General features: G+C 53.8%; 15 protein-coding genes. All 15 read left to right on the top strand.

Annotated features, from left to right (window positions below):
* The first annotated feature begins 59 nt into the window (after positions 1-59).
* The gene (locus tag KSS97_RS18215) at positions 60-1,031 is read left to right on the top strand and encodes a thiamine pyrophosphate-dependent dehydrogenase E1 component subunit alpha (protein ID WP_225936062.1); all 972 of its coding nucleotides are present in this window, start codon (positions 60-62) and stop codon (positions 1,029-1,031) included.
* Between the two features lie 11 nt (positions 1,032-1,042).
* Positions 1,043-2,044 carry an alpha-ketoacid dehydrogenase subunit beta gene (locus tag KSS97_RS18210; protein WP_046061912.1) on the top strand — a complete coding sequence of 334 codons (1,002 nt, stop codon included), beginning with the start codon at positions 1,043-1,045 and terminating at the stop codon, positions 2,042-2,044.
* A gap of 11 nt (positions 2,045-2,055) precedes the next feature.
* Positions 2,056-3,177: an acetoin dehydrogenase dihydrolipoyllysine-residue acetyltransferase subunit gene (locus KSS97_RS18205; protein WP_217859840.1), complete on the top strand. Its 1,122-nt coding sequence runs from the start codon at positions 2,056-2,058 to the stop codon at positions 3,175-3,177.
* Between the two features lie 79 nt (positions 3,178-3,256).
* Complete coding sequence (locus KSS97_RS18200) at positions 3,257-4,012, top strand: SDR family NAD(P)-dependent oxidoreductase (RefSeq protein ID WP_046061910.1); 756 nt, start codon at positions 3,257-3,259, stop codon at positions 4,010-4,012.
* A gap of 15 nt (positions 4,013-4,027) precedes the next feature.
* Entirely contained in the window at positions 4,028-4,441 is a 414-nt protein-coding gene (locus KSS97_RS18195) for a GlcG/HbpS family heme-binding protein (RefSeq protein WP_046061909.1), read from the top strand.
* Between the two features lie 38 nt (positions 4,442-4,479).
* Entirely contained in the window at positions 4,480-5,283 is an 804-nt protein-coding gene (locus KSS97_RS18190) for a putative hydro-lyase (protein ID WP_200899316.1), read from the top strand.
* 45 nt (positions 5,284-5,328) lie between these two features.
* Positions 5,329-5,778 carry an OsmC family protein gene (locus KSS97_RS18185; protein ID WP_207962434.1) on the top strand — a complete coding sequence of 150 codons (450 nt, stop codon included), beginning with the start codon at positions 5,329-5,331 and terminating at the stop codon, positions 5,776-5,778.
* A 34-nt stretch (positions 5,779-5,812) separates the two neighbouring features.
* Positions 5,813-6,106: a putative quinol monooxygenase gene (locus tag KSS97_RS18180; protein ID WP_046061907.1), complete on the top strand. Its 294-nt coding sequence runs from the start codon at positions 5,813-5,815 to the stop codon at positions 6,104-6,106.
* A gap of 53 nt (positions 6,107-6,159) precedes the next feature.
* Positions 6,160-6,945 (top strand): LamB/YcsF family protein, encoded by a 786-nt coding sequence (locus KSS97_RS18175; RefSeq protein ID WP_046061906.1) that lies wholly within the window; start codon positions 6,160-6,162, stop codon positions 6,943-6,945.
* Positions 6,946-6,949: 4 nt separating this feature from the next.
* A complete protein-coding gene (locus KSS97_RS18170; protein ID WP_279382043.1) occupies positions 6,950-8,536 on the top strand; it encodes a 5-oxoprolinase subunit B/C family protein in 1,587 nt (528 codons plus the stop codon).
* Positions 8,536-10,251 (top strand): acetyl/propionyl/methylcrotonyl-CoA carboxylase subunit alpha, encoded by a 1,716-nt coding sequence (locus KSS97_RS18165; protein WP_217859839.1) that lies wholly within the window; start codon positions 8,536-8,538, stop codon positions 10,249-10,251. The genes KSS97_RS18170 and KSS97_RS18165 overlap by 1 nt, the downstream gene beginning before the upstream one ends.
* 101 nt (positions 10,252-10,352) lie before the next feature.
* A complete protein-coding gene (locus KSS97_RS18160; protein ID WP_046062120.1) occupies positions 10,353-11,516 on the top strand; it encodes a Gfo/Idh/MocA family protein in 1,164 nt (387 codons plus the stop codon).
* Between the two features lie 84 nt (positions 11,517-11,600).
* Positions 11,601-12,578 (top strand): Gfo/Idh/MocA family protein, encoded by a 978-nt coding sequence (locus tag KSS97_RS18155; RefSeq protein WP_217859838.1) that lies wholly within the window; start codon positions 11,601-11,603, stop codon positions 12,576-12,578.
* A 93-nt stretch (positions 12,579-12,671) separates the two neighbouring features.
* Positions 12,672-13,751, top strand: coding sequence for a Gfo/Idh/MocA family protein (locus tag KSS97_RS18150; RefSeq protein WP_207962440.1), 1,080 nt, complete (start codon positions 12,672-12,674; stop codon positions 13,749-13,751).
* Between the two features lie 53 nt (positions 13,752-13,804).
* On the top strand, positions 13,805-14,926 hold the full coding sequence (locus tag KSS97_RS18145) for a Re/Si-specific NAD(P)(+) transhydrogenase subunit alpha (RefSeq protein WP_217859837.1): 1,122 nt from the start codon (positions 13,805-13,807) through the stop codon (positions 14,924-14,926).
* Positions 14,927-14,930: the final 4 nt, after the last annotated feature.

The following is a 14,930-nucleotide window of genomic DNA, read 5'->3' as shown; positions in this document are numbered from 1 at the left end:
AAGCTCTATTTGCTACTTACAAAAAATCCGAAAGCAAAGTTCGAATGAGGAGAAGTGGAATGTTCTCGCAACATTTATCACGTGAACGGTTGCTCGAGGCCTATCGGGCCATGCAGACCATCCGCGTTTTCGAAGAGCGCATCATGATTGAGATGGGGACCGGTGATATCCCTGGGAACACGCACTTGTACGCTGGTCAGGAAGCAAGTGCGGTGGGCGTGTGCATGCATTTGTCTGACGAGGACTATATCTCTTCCACCCACCGTGGACACGGCCACTGTATTGCAAAGGGCTGTGACATCGTCGGTATGATGGCTGAAATTTTCGGCAAGGCCACTGGCACTTGTGGTGGTAAAGGCGGTTCGCAACATATTGCCGATCTGCGCAAAGGGATGCTCGGTGCCAACGGCATTGTTGCGGGTGGTGCACCGATCACCTGTGGCGCAGCGCTGACTGCCAAGCTAACGGGGACCAAGCATGTTGCCATAGCATTCGCCGGCGACGGTGCGATGAACGAGGGAGCCATGGCAGAAAGCCTCAACTTGGCAAAAATCTGGATGCTCCCAATGGTGTTCGTCATTGAAGACAATGGTTTTGGCGAAGCGACCGCAAATGAATTCGTGTCGGCCGGTACTTTTACCGGGCGAGCTGCTGGTTACGGTATCCCTGCCGCAGAAGTAGATGGCACTGATCTGTTCAAGGTCTATAGCGTCGCCGGTGAGGCGATTGAGCGTGCCCGTAATGGTGGCGGTCCGAGTCTGATTCATGTTCATGTCCCTCGTTATTACGGCCACTACAGTGGTGATCCGGACAGTTACCGCACCCCCGAAGAAAAGAAAGCCATGCGCCTCGAACAAGATTGCCTGACCAAGTTCCGTGCCGCGGTCGAATCGCAGTCCCTACAGGATGCACTGAAAGCCATCGATGAGGAGATCGAGCAAGCAGTGAATGAAGCAGTTTCTGCTGCTCGCGCCGCGCCGCTTCCTCCGCTTTCGGCACTCACCTCTGACGTCTACGTCAAGTACCTGTAAGGAGCTTCGTAATGGCTAAAATTTCTTATCGTCAGGCTCTCAACGATGCCCTTCACTTGGAAATGGCACGCGATCCGAAAGTAATCATGATGGGCGAGGATCTGACCGGTGGTGCCGGTGCCAATGGTGTTAAAGACGCGTGGGGCGGTCCTTTTGGCGTAACGCGCGGGCTATTGGGGGCTTTCGGTCCGGAACGAGTGCGCGATACACCGATCAGCGAAACAGCATTCGTTGGTGCGGCTGCGGGTGCTGCGCTCACCGGCATGCGTCCGATTGCCGAGCTGATGTTTGTAGACTTTGCAGGTGTGTGTCTCGATCAAATCGTCAATCAGATCGCGAAGTTTCGGTACATGTTTGGTGGTCACGCACGTACCCCTCTGGTGATTCGGGCAACGTTTGGGGCGGGCACCCGTTCGGCAGCTCAACATACCCAGGCCTTCTACCCAGTGTTCACGCACTTCCCCGGTTTGAAAGTGGTGATTCCATCGAACCCTTACGATGCCAAAGGGCTTTTGTTGCAGGCGATCCGCGATGATGATCCGGTTATTTTCCTGGAGCACAAAATGCTTTACGACATGGTTGGTGAAGTGCCGGATGGCGCTTACACCGTCCCGTTTGGTGAGGCCCGGGTAGTTCGCGATGGGAATGACGTGCTGTTAATTGCCTTTGGCAGAATGGTTCAAGTCGCTGAAGAAGCTGCTCGCAAACTCGCATCGGAAGGTGTGTCTGCTTGTGTGATTGACCCTCGGACCACCTCGCCGCTAGATGAAGACACTCTGCTGGAGTTCACCGAAGAGATCGGCCGCGTCGTCATCATTGATGAGGCTAATCCGCGCTGTGGCATGGCGGCGGATATCTCGGCCCTGCTTGCCGACAAATGTTTCCACGCCCTGAAGGCGCCTATCAAGATGGTAACGGCTCCTCACTCGCCGGTCCCTTACGCGCCGAACTTGGAAGATGCCTATGTTCCTAATGCCGACGCTGTGATCAAAGCGGTCAAGTCCATCATTTAGAGGTTGGGTCTATGTCTATCGAAGCAATCACCATTCCCAAGTGGGGAATGACCATGACCGAAGGGTTGTTGGCTGAGTGGATGGTAGCGGTCGGTGATCGGATCGAGCGCGGTCAAGAAATTATGGAGGTCGAGTCGACCAAGACTACCAATGCGGTGGAGTCTCCAGTCAGCGGCACATTGCGCAGGATTGTGGTGCCCGAGGGAGATACCGCCCCGGTAGGCGCATTGGTGGCTGTTGTCGCAGACGACAGCGCCACTGATGAAGACATTGATGCTTTCATTGCTCAGTTTGCGAGCTCGATCAAGCAGGATGCTGACGAAGAGTCTGGCGCAGTTGCGGCAAAGAAAATCGATGTCGGCGACGGTACGGTCATCAACGCATTGGTCATCGGGCCCGAAAGCGAAAACACGGTGGTTTTGCTTCACGGTTTTGGTGGTGATCTGTCCACGTGGATGTTCAACCAGGACGCGCTCGCCAAAGATTTTCGCGTATTGGCGTTGGATCTTCCCGGTCATGGCGCATCGACGCCCATTAGCGGGGGGGATGTGCTGGGTTCCTTGACCGACGCGGTCGAGAAAGCGGTCGATAGCCTGGCTAAAGGCAAGCTCCATCTAGTAGCACATTCCTTCGGCGGGGCTGTTGCTGCTGCCTTGACTGAGCGCAAGGGCGAAGCTGTCGCGTCGCTTAGCCTTCTAGCGCCTATTGGCCTGAGTACCTCCATTAATAAACTATTCCTTGATGATTTCGTCACCGCTGAGCGACGCCGTCCGCTGAAGGAAGTATTGGAGCGACTGTTCGCCGATCCGTCGAAAATTAGCAATGACATGGTCGAGGCGACCCTGCAGTTCAAGCGACTGGAAGGTGTTCCTGCGGCCCTCGGAGCAATTAAAGACGTAATTGCCAACGAACAAGGGCAAGTGCAATCGATTACGGCGACGTTGAGTAAGTTCAGAGGTCCCGTGCTGCTGATTTGGGGTGAACGCGACGAGATTGTGCCAATGCCAACGGAATCTGAAGTTCCACAAAACGTCATACTTAATATACTGCCGAGCGTAGGCCATATGCCTCAAATGGAATCGACCGCAGAGGTTAATCGGCTGCTTATTGAAAATATCGCAAAAGCAAAGTAACGCTTACTTCTGATCTGGCGCCTCGATGTTGGAGGCGCCAGAAAAATTTGAATATGTAATTTTCGTATAGGCGGATAAAATGGCCAATCGATTGAAGGGTAAGTGCGTCCTTTTGACGGGGGGAGTTGCCAACATAGGATTGGCAATCCTGGACTCTTTTGTTGCCGAAGGCGCCACTGTAGCGGTGGTTGATATTGACGAAAAACGCGGCATGGAAATACAAAGTCGTCACCCGAGATCAGTTAAGTTTTTCCGGGCGGACCTTTCGCGCGAGAGCGAAATCCGCGAAGTCGTAAATAACGCCGCAGGTTGGCTTGGTGGTATAAATACTTTGTGTCTGAATGCTGGCGTTCAGTTATCCGGTAATATTGAAGATTTTGCTATGGAAGCTTGGGATAAAGTATTTGCCATCAACGTGAGGGCTAATTTCGTATTTATTCAAGAATCCTTGCCTTATTTGCGCGAAGCAACAAACTCATCTGTCGTGTTGATGTCTTCATTGGCTGGCAAACGAGGAGGGCCAGGTCTGAGTTGTTATTCTGCATCAAAGGCAGCAATTATTGGGCTTACTAATTCGCTGGCCATTGAGCTGGCTAAAGATGGCGTGCGGGTTAACGCCGTATGCCCAGGATGGATTGATACGCCGTTCAATCAGCCAATCATCGACTTCATGGGCGGTAAGAGCAAACAGGATTCGGTCGTTCAAGCGAACATTCCATTGGGACGTCAAGCGACCCCAAATGAGGTGGCGCCCCTATTTGTATATCTGGCGTCCGACGAATCCTCTTACGTCACCGCACAGGCAATCAATGTGTGTGGCGGCGCTTATAACTGATATGAGGTAGGTGTCATGGCGAAAAAAATTACGCATGAGACAGCACTTCTTGGTTTGACTGCTGGCATACGAAAAGCGAAAGAGCTGAATCAGCGCTCAACGCTCTCGGTGGTCGACGAAGGAGGTCATCTAATCGCCTCGATCCGTGTGGACGATGCTGCATTTGGCACCATTGAAATTGCACAGAACAAAGCCTATACGGCTGCAGCATTTCGACAGCCCACGGCTGCATGGATGGATGTTGTACAGCCGGGAGCTGCGTTGTACGGGCTTGAACGTTCATGCTCTCGTCCGTTTGTGGTGTTCGGCGGTGGATTTCCAGTCTTTGACGGCGACTCAGTCATCGGTGGTGTGGGTGTTTCCGGCGGCCCTGTAGAGGCCGACGAAGCGATTGCAAATGTGATCGTTTCGGCAATCCAAGAAAAATAGATATGCATACCTTGATACTGCCGAACAGGTGACAGTCGATGGAACCGATTAAAGCGATGCAAACGAAGTCAGCGCAGGAAGTCCGTCAAATGATTCGGGACGGTCAGTTACGTGGCCCAACGAGCGGTTACGCTGACGGCTACATGCAGGCAAACCTAATGATTTTGCCAGCTCAATATGCAGCTGATTTCAAAGGGTTTTGTGACAAGAATCCCAAGAGCTGCCCGCTGGTAGCCATGGGGAGGCCTGGAGACCCTTCTTTACCTTTAGCGGGCGACATCGACATCAGGACTGATGTGGCACGTTATCGTGTATATCGGCAGGGGGTTCATATCGACACGGTGGATAACCTGCTGAGTATCTGGAGAGATGATCTCGTCATCTTCGCGCTCGGCTGCTCTTTCTCATTCGAAAACGCTATTTTGAATGCGGGTATTGAGATCAGGCATATCACGGCCAAGCGCAACGTTCCCATGTACAAGACGAATTTACCAACGGTGCAGAACGGGCCGTTCAAAGGGAACATGGTCGTATCCATGCGAGCCTTTAGCCCAAGCGATCTGGTTCAAGCTATTTTGCTGTCGTCGCGTTTCCCACTCGCGCACGGTGCCCCGGTGCACATTGGTAATCCTGAAGAAATCGGTATCAAAGACATCTATCAGCCTGACTTCGGTGACGTTCCGGTTATTCAGGAAGGCGACATTCTCGGTTTTTGGGCATGTGGAGTCACCCCGCAAATGGCTATCCAACAAGCTAATGTGGACATCGCCATTACCCACGAGCCTGGTTACATGTTGGTAACCGATTTACCCGCTGATGCTAACGAGTTGTCAGTGGCTTGATATTCAGTTTTGTGCGTTCACAGAAACTAAGTTCAAGGAGGCTGAATGTCTGAGCATGTTGTGGATCTGGAGTGGAGTGCTGCGGCGCACTCGACCAAGCCGGAAACCTATAGTCGCGACCTGATAGTTCACGTCAGTCCAGAGGTGAAGATCATGGCCTCAGCGGCTGTGGACTACTTGGGTTCGTCGGAGAAAGCCGATCCCGAGCAACTCCTGGTTAGTGCCCTCGCGAGTTGCCATATGTTGTATTTCCTTGCACTCGCAGAAGGTCAGGGATATGTGGTCAGCACCTATACTGACAACGCCGTGGGCGTGGTCGACAAGCGTGATGAAGGTGGCTTTTGGGTATCGGAAATAACCCTCAATCCAAAGGTCCAGTTCAGCTCGGATAAGCAACCTGATGCGCGCACTCTTGAGCGACTGCACCATCGCGCGCACAAGGGATGTTTTATTGCCAACTCGATCAAGACCAAAGTTTCGGTGCGAGTCGGTTAAATCGATAGTGATTAATAAAGTGAAGAGGTGACGTATGAGCAATAAGTTGGTTGTGGTTGCAACGGTTACAGCTCAGCCGGGTAAAGAGGTCGAGCTAAGGGCGGCGCTGCAGACGCTGGTACCAGTCGCCAAGACCGAGAAGGGGTTCGTGCAGTATGACCTGCATGTCTCCAATGAAAATGCAGGTGAGTTTCTGTTCTACGAAATTTGGGATGACGAGGCAGCGTTGCAACTGCATTCGAGCAGCGATTTTTCGAAGGCCTTCGGTGAGAAATATGGCCATTTGATCAAGGCGTCGACCCTGACGAAATACACGCGCGTTTCTTAAGTTGCTGCGAATAGGTGCCCGTGTTTTATGACTAATGTTGAGACATAAACAATATGGTTAGTATCGACCTCAACAGCGACCTTGGTGAGAGCTTCGGCCCATGGCCGATGGGTGATGATTCAGCGATGCTGGATCTGGTATCCAGTGCCAACATCGCCTGCGGATTCCACGCAGGAGACCCAGCAGGCATCTTGTCTGTAATTAGGGAGGCAATGTCTCGCCGTGTCGTCATTGGAGCCCATGTAGGCTACCGTGATCTCGTCGGCTTCGGTCGCCGGGCAATGGAGCCTTCTAGCGCCGAGCTGATTGGGGATGTGATTTACCAGATTGGTGCGCTTCAAGGTTTAGCCAAAGCGGCGGGCACTTCCATCCACTACGTGAAACCCCATGGTGCGCTTTACAACACAATCGCCAACGATGCTCGACAGGCTTCGGATGTAATTGCAGCGATCAAGGCAATCGATCCTGAGCTTACCTTGCTGGCGTTGGCAGGGGCGCCGATTGTTCAACAGGCACGTCAAGCAGGACTTCGAGTGGTCTGCGAGGCATTCGCCGATCGGGCTTACAGCGCCGACGGCTCGTTGGTGAACCGGCGACTCCCAGGTGCCGTAATTCACGATCCGGAAGTGATCGCAAAACGCATGCTGCGACTCGTAAAGGACCGAGTGATTGAGTCAATTGACGGCGTAGAAATTACTATTGAAGCCGACTCGATCTGCATCCACGGAGACAATGCGACTTCTGTTGCGACGGCCCGTGTGTTGAAAGAAGCGTTCATTGCCAATGGCGTTCATATCGCCAGTTTCATTCCTGGAGTGAACGGAGGTGGGCGTGAGTGATTTCCTGCAGTTCCGGCGAGCCGGATGTACAGGAGTGCTGATTGAGTTGCCAGATTTAGACACTACTCTGGCAATGTTCGAGGCTATTGTTGCTGCGGTTTTCGAGGGGATAGAGGAGATAATTCCCGGCGCCCGGACGTTACTTGTTCGTTTCGATCCACTGGTCATAAGCCATGACGACCTGGTCAGGTTGATCAGTGGCGTTGAGTTGGATCGCCGAGCCCAGTCTGTAGGGCAGTTGATCGAAATTCCGGTCATTTATGATGGCGAAGACTTGGAATTTGTAGCGTCTCACCTGGGCTGGACTGTGGAGGAACTGATACGCCGCCACAGCGCCGCCACGTTCACCGTCGCTTTTACTGGATTCGCGCCAGGTTTTGCTTACATGACCTGTGACGACGATCAGTTGGATGTACCGCGTCGGAATAGCCCGCGAGTGCGAATTCCTGCCGGCTCTGTTGCGGTTGCAGGACCATTTTGCGGTGTTTACCCCACAGACAGTCCGGGCGGCTGGCAGTTGCTTGGCACGACTCCCTCTATGATGTGGGATTTGAACCGTGAGCGCGCCGCATTGCTGGCGCCGGGTGATCGGGTTCGCTTTCGCGAGGTCAGGAAAGGAGATTGCATTTCCGCAGAAGCTGCGGCGCAGGCATTTTCTAAACCGCGACCCAAAGGCTCCGTCGGTTTGCAAATTATTTCCACGGATCGTCCGGCCCTCTATCAAGATGCAGGACGACCAGGCTTAGGTAATCAGGGCGTCTCCGAATCAGGCGCCGCCGACCTTGCTGCTCTGCGTACTGCGAATGAGTTACTGGGTAATGTGCTTGACTCAGTCGCGGTCGAAATCACTTATGGCGGGTTCTCCCTGAAGGCAGGCGAGCCTGTAACTTGTGCCGTGACCGGCGCTGATGTACCCATTCGCATTGGGTCTGCACATGGACGCACCGTAGAAGTCTCCCCAGGTGTCGCTTTTGCTCTTGATGCTGGTGACCTTTTGACCCTTGGTGTGCCGCTCTCAGGCGTACGTAGCTACCTGGCAATACGGGGTGGGTTTGACGTGGATAGAGTGTTGGGATCAAGGTCCACCGACACACTGGCTAAATTGGGACCAGCACCAATCAAAGCAGGAGACATCCTGCTGCCTGCCAACGAGACTTGTGTTTCGATCTACCCATATCCTCTAGCTGGTACATCGCTCCCTTGTGGAAGCGACCTTATTACCATTGACGTTGTGATGGGGCCTCGTACTGATTGGTTCACGTCAGAATCCGTTTCGATCTTCTTCAGCCAGCCGTGGACGGCCACTACCGAATCGAGTCGTGTAGGTATACGCCTGCAGGGGGCGCAAGCGCTGGTTCGTGCCCGGCAAGATGAACTGCCTTCCGAAGGCACCTGTGCTGGCTCAATCCAGATTCCAGCAAGCGGTCAGCCCGTGTTGTTTCTAACCGATCACCCGCTTACGGGCGGCTATCCGGTAATAGCTGTGGTGGCTTCGCATCACCTGAGTCTGGCTGCGCAGATCCCTATTGGCTGCAAGATTCACTTCAACCCAATAGTGGATTTCCAGGTTATCGCTAAGGAACAAGAATAATGAAAAAATTATTGATCGCTAACCGCGGTGAAATCGCTATCCGTGTCATGCGTGCCGCTCGGGATTATGGTGTCGAGTCGGTGGCCATCTATTCCGACGCTGATGCTGAGTCGTTGCACGTCCAGCTTGCACAAGAGGCCTATGGGCTGGGTCCGGGCAAGCCGGGCGACACCTACCTAAATATTTCCAAGATCATTGACATTGCCAAGCGTGCCGGCGCTGATGCCGTTCATCCAGGCTATGGATTTCTCTCTGAGCGCGCCGAGTTCGCACAGGCCGTAATCGACGCGGGATTGATCTGGGTCGGACCTTCGCCTTCGGTGATTATGTCACTGGGGGACAAGGTCGAAGCCCGACGTATTGCACAAGCCGTCGGTGCTCCACTGGTCAAAGGTACTCCAGGTCCTTTGGCGAATGCCGCAGAAGCCATAGCCTTCGCCAAGGAAGCGGGTTTGCCGTTGGCGATTAAAGCTGCGTTTGGCGGCGGCGGTCGCGGAATGAAGGTTGCTCACAAGCTGGAAGAGGTGGGCGACCTGTTCAATTCCGCGGTGCGTGAGGCCGTAGAAGCATTTGGCCGTGGCGAATGCTATGCCGAACAATTTCTTGAGCGCCCACGACATATCGAAGCGCAAGTCATCGCCGATCAGCACGGCAATACAGTAGTTCTAGGGACACGCGATTGTTCTCTCCAGCGTCGTAATCAGAAGTTGGTAGAGGAAGCGCCTGCGCCATTCATCACTACTGATCAGAGTCATCGAATTCATGAGGCGGCCCGGGCGATCTGTGCGCATGCCGGCTACACCGGCGCAGGCACGGTCGAATTTCTTTTATCGCGGAATGGAACAATCTCATTTCTTGAAGTGAATACTCGGTTGCAGGTCGAACATCCTGTCACCGAAGAGACCACGGGCATAGACATCGTTGTTGAACAGTTGCGCATCGCTGACGGGTTGCCATTGTCGATTACCAAGGCGCCAGAATTAAGGGGCCACGCTTTTGAGTTTCGTATCAATGCTGAAGACCCGGGGAGGGGGTTCTTGCCGACGCCGGGGCGAATCAAACTGTTCCGTGCTCCGTCCGGGCCGGGGGTTCGCGTCGAATCGGGAGTTGAGACGGGCTCCGTTATTCCCGGCCTTTACGACTCAATGATGGCTAAGCTGATCATCACGGGGTCTACGCGCGAGCAAGCAATTGCTCGTGCGCGTCGTGCGCTAAAAGAATTCACCATTGAGGGTGTTGCGTCGGTGCTGCCATTTCATCGGGCGGTATTGGAAGAAGCCTGTTTCAATGGCGATGCTGAATTCGGCGTTTACACCAACTGGATTGAAACCGAATTCAACGGTGTGCCGCCGAGCCCACGAATCGAGGCAGTAAATTCCGACTTGCATCGGTGCTTCATCGAAATAGACGGCAAACGGCACGAGTTGGGTATTCCCTCTTCATTGTTCAGCGGAGTGCCCGTTCCTACTTCATCGGGTACGTCACCCGCTGCGGGCGCTGAGGGTGATGTTACTGCGCCGATTCCTGGCACTTTACAACAGTGGCTGGTTGATGACGGTGCGACTGTAAGAAAGGGTGATGGAGTCGCGCTAATCGAAGCGATGAAAATGGAAACGTTGGTTGTTGCAGCGAGCGATGGCGTCATTACACAGAAGGTTTCGGCGGGAACGATGGTCTCAATAGGTCAGCCTCTGGCGGCCATTGCTCTTTATTGAGATCGCCATGAATTGCTATGCGGTTTGTTGTTGAAGTTCAGTGAAAACTCTAAATACCCGACTTTGTTAACAGCCAATCCAGGCTGGAGGGAGTGTTGATCGTGAAGAAATACAATGTAGCACTTATCGGCACCGGATTTATGGGTAAGGCGCATTCCATTGCGACTGCTGTAGTTCCGATTTTATTTGGCGCACCTGTAGAGATCGAGCGCAAAATCATCGTAGATATCGATGAGGAACTGGCCCGTGATGCTGCGAAACAATATGGTTTTGCAGAATACACCACCGACTGGCGCGATGTGGTCAATCGTCCTGATATCGATATTGTCGATATTTGTACGCCTAATGATACTCACGCTGAAATCGCTATTGCAGCCGCACTGGCCGGTAAGCACGTCATGTGCGAAAAACCGATGGCCATGACCGTCGCTGATGCCGAAAAAATGCAAGCAGCTGCGCAGAAGACCGGCGTCGTGACCATGGTGTCCTATAACTATCGCCATACTCCTGCCATCCAAATGGCCAAGAAGCTGATTGATGAAGGCCGGATCGGTAAGATCCTCAGCTTCCGCGGGTATTACCTTCAGGATTGGGGCGCCGATCCATCAACTCCGCTGTCGTGGCGTTTTAACAAAGCCAAGGCGGGTTCAGGCACGCTGGGCGATATCGGTACTCATGTGATCGATGCTGCGCGTTTGTTGGTCGGTGAATTCGCTTCTGTAAACTCTATCGTGAAAACCTTTATCGCTGAGCGTCCTCTGCCTGCTGGGCGCTTCTTCGGCCCAGCTGGTCAGGCGTCTTCCGAAAAGGGTCAGGTGGATGTCGATGACGCAGCACTGACCATGATTCACTTCACTAATGGCGTCTACGGCACCATCGAGGTGACCCGAAATGCTTGGGGCCATCACAACCAGCTGGGCTTCGAGATCCATGGTACCAAGGGTTCAATTGCATTCGATTACCAGCGTTTGAATGAACTGCGCGTGGCTTTCGCTGATGATCCGGCTGACACCTTCGGCTTCCGTACTATCTATTCGGGTCCGCATCAGCCGTTTGGCGACAAGCTGTGGCCGGTGGCCGGCATGGGCCAGGGCTACATCGATGTGAAATCCATCGAGTGGTACAACTTTCTCAAAGCCATTGCGGAAAAAGCGCCTGCATCGCCTAACTTCGACGATGGTTTGCAGATTGAACGCATCGCTGAAGCGATCTTGAACTCGGGCGTAAGTGGCAACTGGGAAGAGATCGAACAACCGACTGCATAAAACCGCATTCGAGATGGGTGCGAGCGTTCACACCCATCTCGTGACATCCAACGACGCACGTAGCAAGTTCTTAGGAGATGGACGATGAGCATTGCAGTTGGGTTGGTGGGTGCGGGAGTGATGGGAAGCGAGCACGCGAGGATCCTGCGAGAGGATACTCCAGGGGCGAAGCTCGCGGGCGTCTGTGATGCGGACCCTCAAAAAGCCGATGCTGCAGCTTGCGGTTCGCTGACCTATTCAGATCCTTTGGAAATGATTCGGTCAAATAATATTGATGCGGTATTAATTGCCTCGCCTGATTCGACTCATGCAGAACTGGTTATGGCCTGCCTAGAGGTGGGCAAGCCAGTGTTGTGCGAGAAACCGTTGGCGATGACTGCGCAGCAGGCGTTGGCTATCGTTGAGTTGGAGATGTCCAAAAGCCGGCGCTTAGTGCAAGTTGGCTATATGCGCAGGTTCGATCCCGCCTATCAGATGCTCAAGCATAGCTTCGACAGTGGGGAAATTGGTCAGCCGCTGATCGTCCATAATATTCATCGCAACCCGGTAGCCCCTGAGTGGATGACCGGTTCAATGTCTATTTCCAACGCATTTGTGCACGAGATCGATATTACTCGCTGGCTGCTCAACACCGAACTTTCGACCATAAGAATCACCACGACAAGAAAAGGCGATCCGCTTGTTATTGAAGCGTGTACCAACGGTGGTGTCATCATTACCACTGAAGTCAACATGAACTGCCAGTATGGCTATCACGTTCATGCGGAAATCGTTGGCGAACAGGGTGTTGTTTCTTTGTCGTCCATGCCTTCGAAAGTTATTCATAAGGCGGGGCAGAGAGCATTGTCTTATCCGTCCTATTGGGTGTCAAGGTTCCTTGAGGCCTACAAGGAGCAGACGAAGGCGTGGATTAAGACAATTCAGACGGGCAAACCCAATGCCGGCGCAAATGCTTGGGATGGTTATATTACGACAGCCGTAGCCGAACAGATTATCGCTGATAATAACGTATCACCATTAATTCATCTTTCTCTACCGACGTGCCCTTCATTCTATTCGTGAAAGTGGTTTTGGACGGAATATTGTTATTTCATGCCACCTGCCATTTCTCTCGCAGTTTAGCGGCAGAGCTTCGTTAGGAATCGTGAGGTAAAGATGATTAGATATGCAGTAGTAGGGCTGGGTTGGATTTCTCAAAAAGCATTCCTGCCGGCGTCAACGCTAACCGGTAATTCCGTTGTCACGGCACTTGTTACTGGCGACACCGAGAAAGCGAGAAAAATCGCGGAACAATATGGTATCGACACAGTAGTACCGTATGAGAATTATGACGCACTGCTGTGCAGCGATCTTATCGACGCTGTCTACATTGCCGTGCCTAATCCCATGCACGCCTCGTTTGCGATCAGTGCGTTGAGGCATGGCAAACATGTCATGGTGGAAAAACCGATCGCCACATCACTGGCGGATGCCGAGGCCATGATCAGGTCTGCGCAGCAGACCGGCGCTCTATTGATGACCAGTTACCGTTTGCATCACGACATCGGCACTGTTGAAGCACTTAAGTCGATTCGTTCAGGTGCTATTGGCGACCCTCGTTTTTTTTCCGCGACCTTCAGTTTTCAATCCGATCCAGATAATCATCGCTTACGCGCGGAGTATTGGGGTGGGCCGCTTCAGGACATTGGTATCTATTGCATCAATGCGGCTCGCCACGTATTTGCTGCCGAGCCAATCGAAGTACTGGCTGTTATCTCCAGAGATGAGAATGACCAGCGTTTCAGAGAAATATACGATTCGATTGCGGTGACGCTACGCTTCCCAGGTAATCGTCTGGGGCAGTTCTATTGCAGTTTTGCTGCGCATCCGCTCGATGTCTATCGAGTTGTAGGCACCCAGGGAACGATAAGCATGGAGCCAGGGTTCCGCTTCGAAGAGCCGATGGCTATGGAGATTGAGAGCTCTGCAGATTCGAAGCGAATCGAATTTGCGCACTACGACCATTTTGCAGGCCAGATCGCCTATTTCTCCCAGTGCATCGTCAGCGGTTCTAGACCGATAGACGATGGAGAAGAGGGGATGGCCGATCTCCGTGTCTTGATTGCCATAGAGCGATCGGTTTCAACAGGTCTGCCTGTGTCTCTGGAGCCACAGGTTTACCGAAATGGCCCTAGCCACGCTTCGGTACGAATGATTGAACCTGCGTCCCTACCTCCGAAAGTGGACGTTCGCTGAAGCACTAGCCACGTTGGGCTTCCCAATTCTTATAACAACAAGGAGTAACTTTCTTGCACATTGGTGTTCCCCTCGAAACCCAGACCGGTGAAACGCGGGTGGCTGCTACCCCGGAAACCATCAAGAAATTGATCGGCCAAGGCCATAAAGTCACCGTCCAAAGCGGCGCCGGTATCAAGGCCAGCGTTATCGACAGTGCCTATGAGGCGGTGGGTGCAACCATTGGCAGCGCCAGTGATGCATTCGGCGCCGAACTGATCCTCAAGGTGGTTGCCCCGAGCGATAGCGAGCTGACGCTGATCAAGAGCGGCACCGTGCTGGTGGGCATGCTCAATCCGTTCAACAACGAAACCATCGCCAAGCTGGCCGAACGTGGCATCACCGCTTTCGCCCTTGAGGCTGCGCCACGTACCTCCCGCGCCCAGAGCCTGGATGTGCTGTCGTCTCAAGCGAACATTGCCGGCTACAAGGCCGTGCTGCTGGCCGCGCATTATTATCCGCGCTTCATGCCAATGCTGATGACCGCTGCGGGCACCGTGAAAGCGGCGCGCGTGCTCATTCTCGGCGCGGGCGTGGCCGGGTTGCAGGCGATTGCCACGGCCAAGCGCCTGGGCGCGGTGATCGAAGCCTCGGATGTGCGTCCGGCGGTCAAGGAACAAATCGAATCCCTCGGCGCCAAGTTCGTCGACGTGCCATACGAGACCGACGAAGAGCGTGAATGCGCCGTCGGCGTCGGTGGTTACGCCCGGCCGATGCCGGCCAGCTGGATGCAGCGCCAGGCCCAAGCGGTGCACGAGCGCGCCAAGCAGGCGGACATCGTCATCACCACCGCTCTGATTCCAGGCCGCAAGGCACCGACACTGCTGAGTGCCGAAACCGTCGCGCAGATGAAACCCGGCTCGGTGGTCATCGACCTCGCGGCAGCCCAGGGCGGTAACTGCCCGCTGACCGTGGCCGACCAGGTCGTGATCGAGAATGGCGTGACCATTTGCGGCCCGACCAACCTGGCCGGTGAAGTCGCGGCAGACGCTTCGGCGCTGTACGCCCGCAACCTGCTGGACTTCCTGAAGCTGGTCTTCACCAAGGAAGGTCAGTTCGACGTGAACCTGGAAGACGACATCGTTGCCGCGTGCCTGATGTGCCGCGACGGCCAAGTCATCCGCAAAAACGCCTAAGCAG

It is taken from the genome of Pseudomonas alvandae (assembly GCF_019141525.1).
GTDB classification, from domain to species: Bacteria; Pseudomonadota; Gammaproteobacteria; order Pseudomonadales; family Pseudomonadaceae; genus Aquipseudomonas; species Aquipseudomonas alvandae.
Note: the sequence above shows the minus strand (reverse complement) of the source record. Positions and strands in the feature narration are given on the sequence as shown.

Bases quoted from the DNA above. Each gene is read 5' to 3' on its own strand.
- KSS97_RS18205 (WP_217859840.1), top strand. From the start codon at position 2,056: ATGTCTATCGAAGCAATCACCATTCCCAAGTGGGGAATGACCATGACC.
- KSS97_RS18150 (WP_207962440.1), top strand. From the start codon at position 12,672: ATGATTAGATATGCAGTAGTAGGGCTGGGTTGGATTTCTCAAAAAGCA.
- KSS97_RS18155 (WP_217859838.1), top strand. From the start codon at position 11,601: ATGAGCATTGCAGTTGGGTTGGTGGGTGCGGGAGTGATGGGAAGCGAG.
- KSS97_RS18165 (WP_217859839.1), top strand. From the start codon at position 8,536: ATGAAAAAATTATTGATCGCTAACCGCGGTGAAATCGCTATCCGTGTC.
- KSS97_RS18180 (WP_046061907.1), top strand. From the start codon at position 5,813: ATGAGCAATAAGTTGGTTGTGGTTGCAACGGTTACAGCTCAGCCGGGT.
- KSS97_RS18185 (WP_207962434.1), top strand. From the start codon at position 5,329: ATGTCTGAGCATGTTGTGGATCTGGAGTGGAGTGCTGCGGCGCACTCG.
- KSS97_RS18210 (WP_046061912.1), top strand. From the start codon at position 1,043: ATGGCTAAAATTTCTTATCGTCAGGCTCTCAACGATGCCCTTCACTTG.
- KSS97_RS18190 (WP_200899316.1), top strand. From the start codon at position 4,480: ATGGAACCGATTAAAGCGATGCAAACGAAGTCAGCGCAGGAAGTCCGT.
- KSS97_RS18200 (WP_046061910.1), top strand. From the start codon at position 3,257: ATGGCCAATCGATTGAAGGGTAAGTGCGTCCTTTTGACGGGGGGAGTT.
- KSS97_RS18215 (WP_225936062.1), top strand. From the start codon at position 60: ATGTTCTCGCAACATTTATCACGTGAACGGTTGCTCGAGGCCTATCGG.
- KSS97_RS18175 (WP_046061906.1), top strand. From the start codon at position 6,160: ATGGTTAGTATCGACCTCAACAGCGACCTTGGTGAGAGCTTCGGCCCA.
- KSS97_RS18195 (WP_046061909.1), top strand. From the start codon at position 4,028: ATGGCGAAAAAAATTACGCATGAGACAGCACTTCTTGGTTTGACTGCT.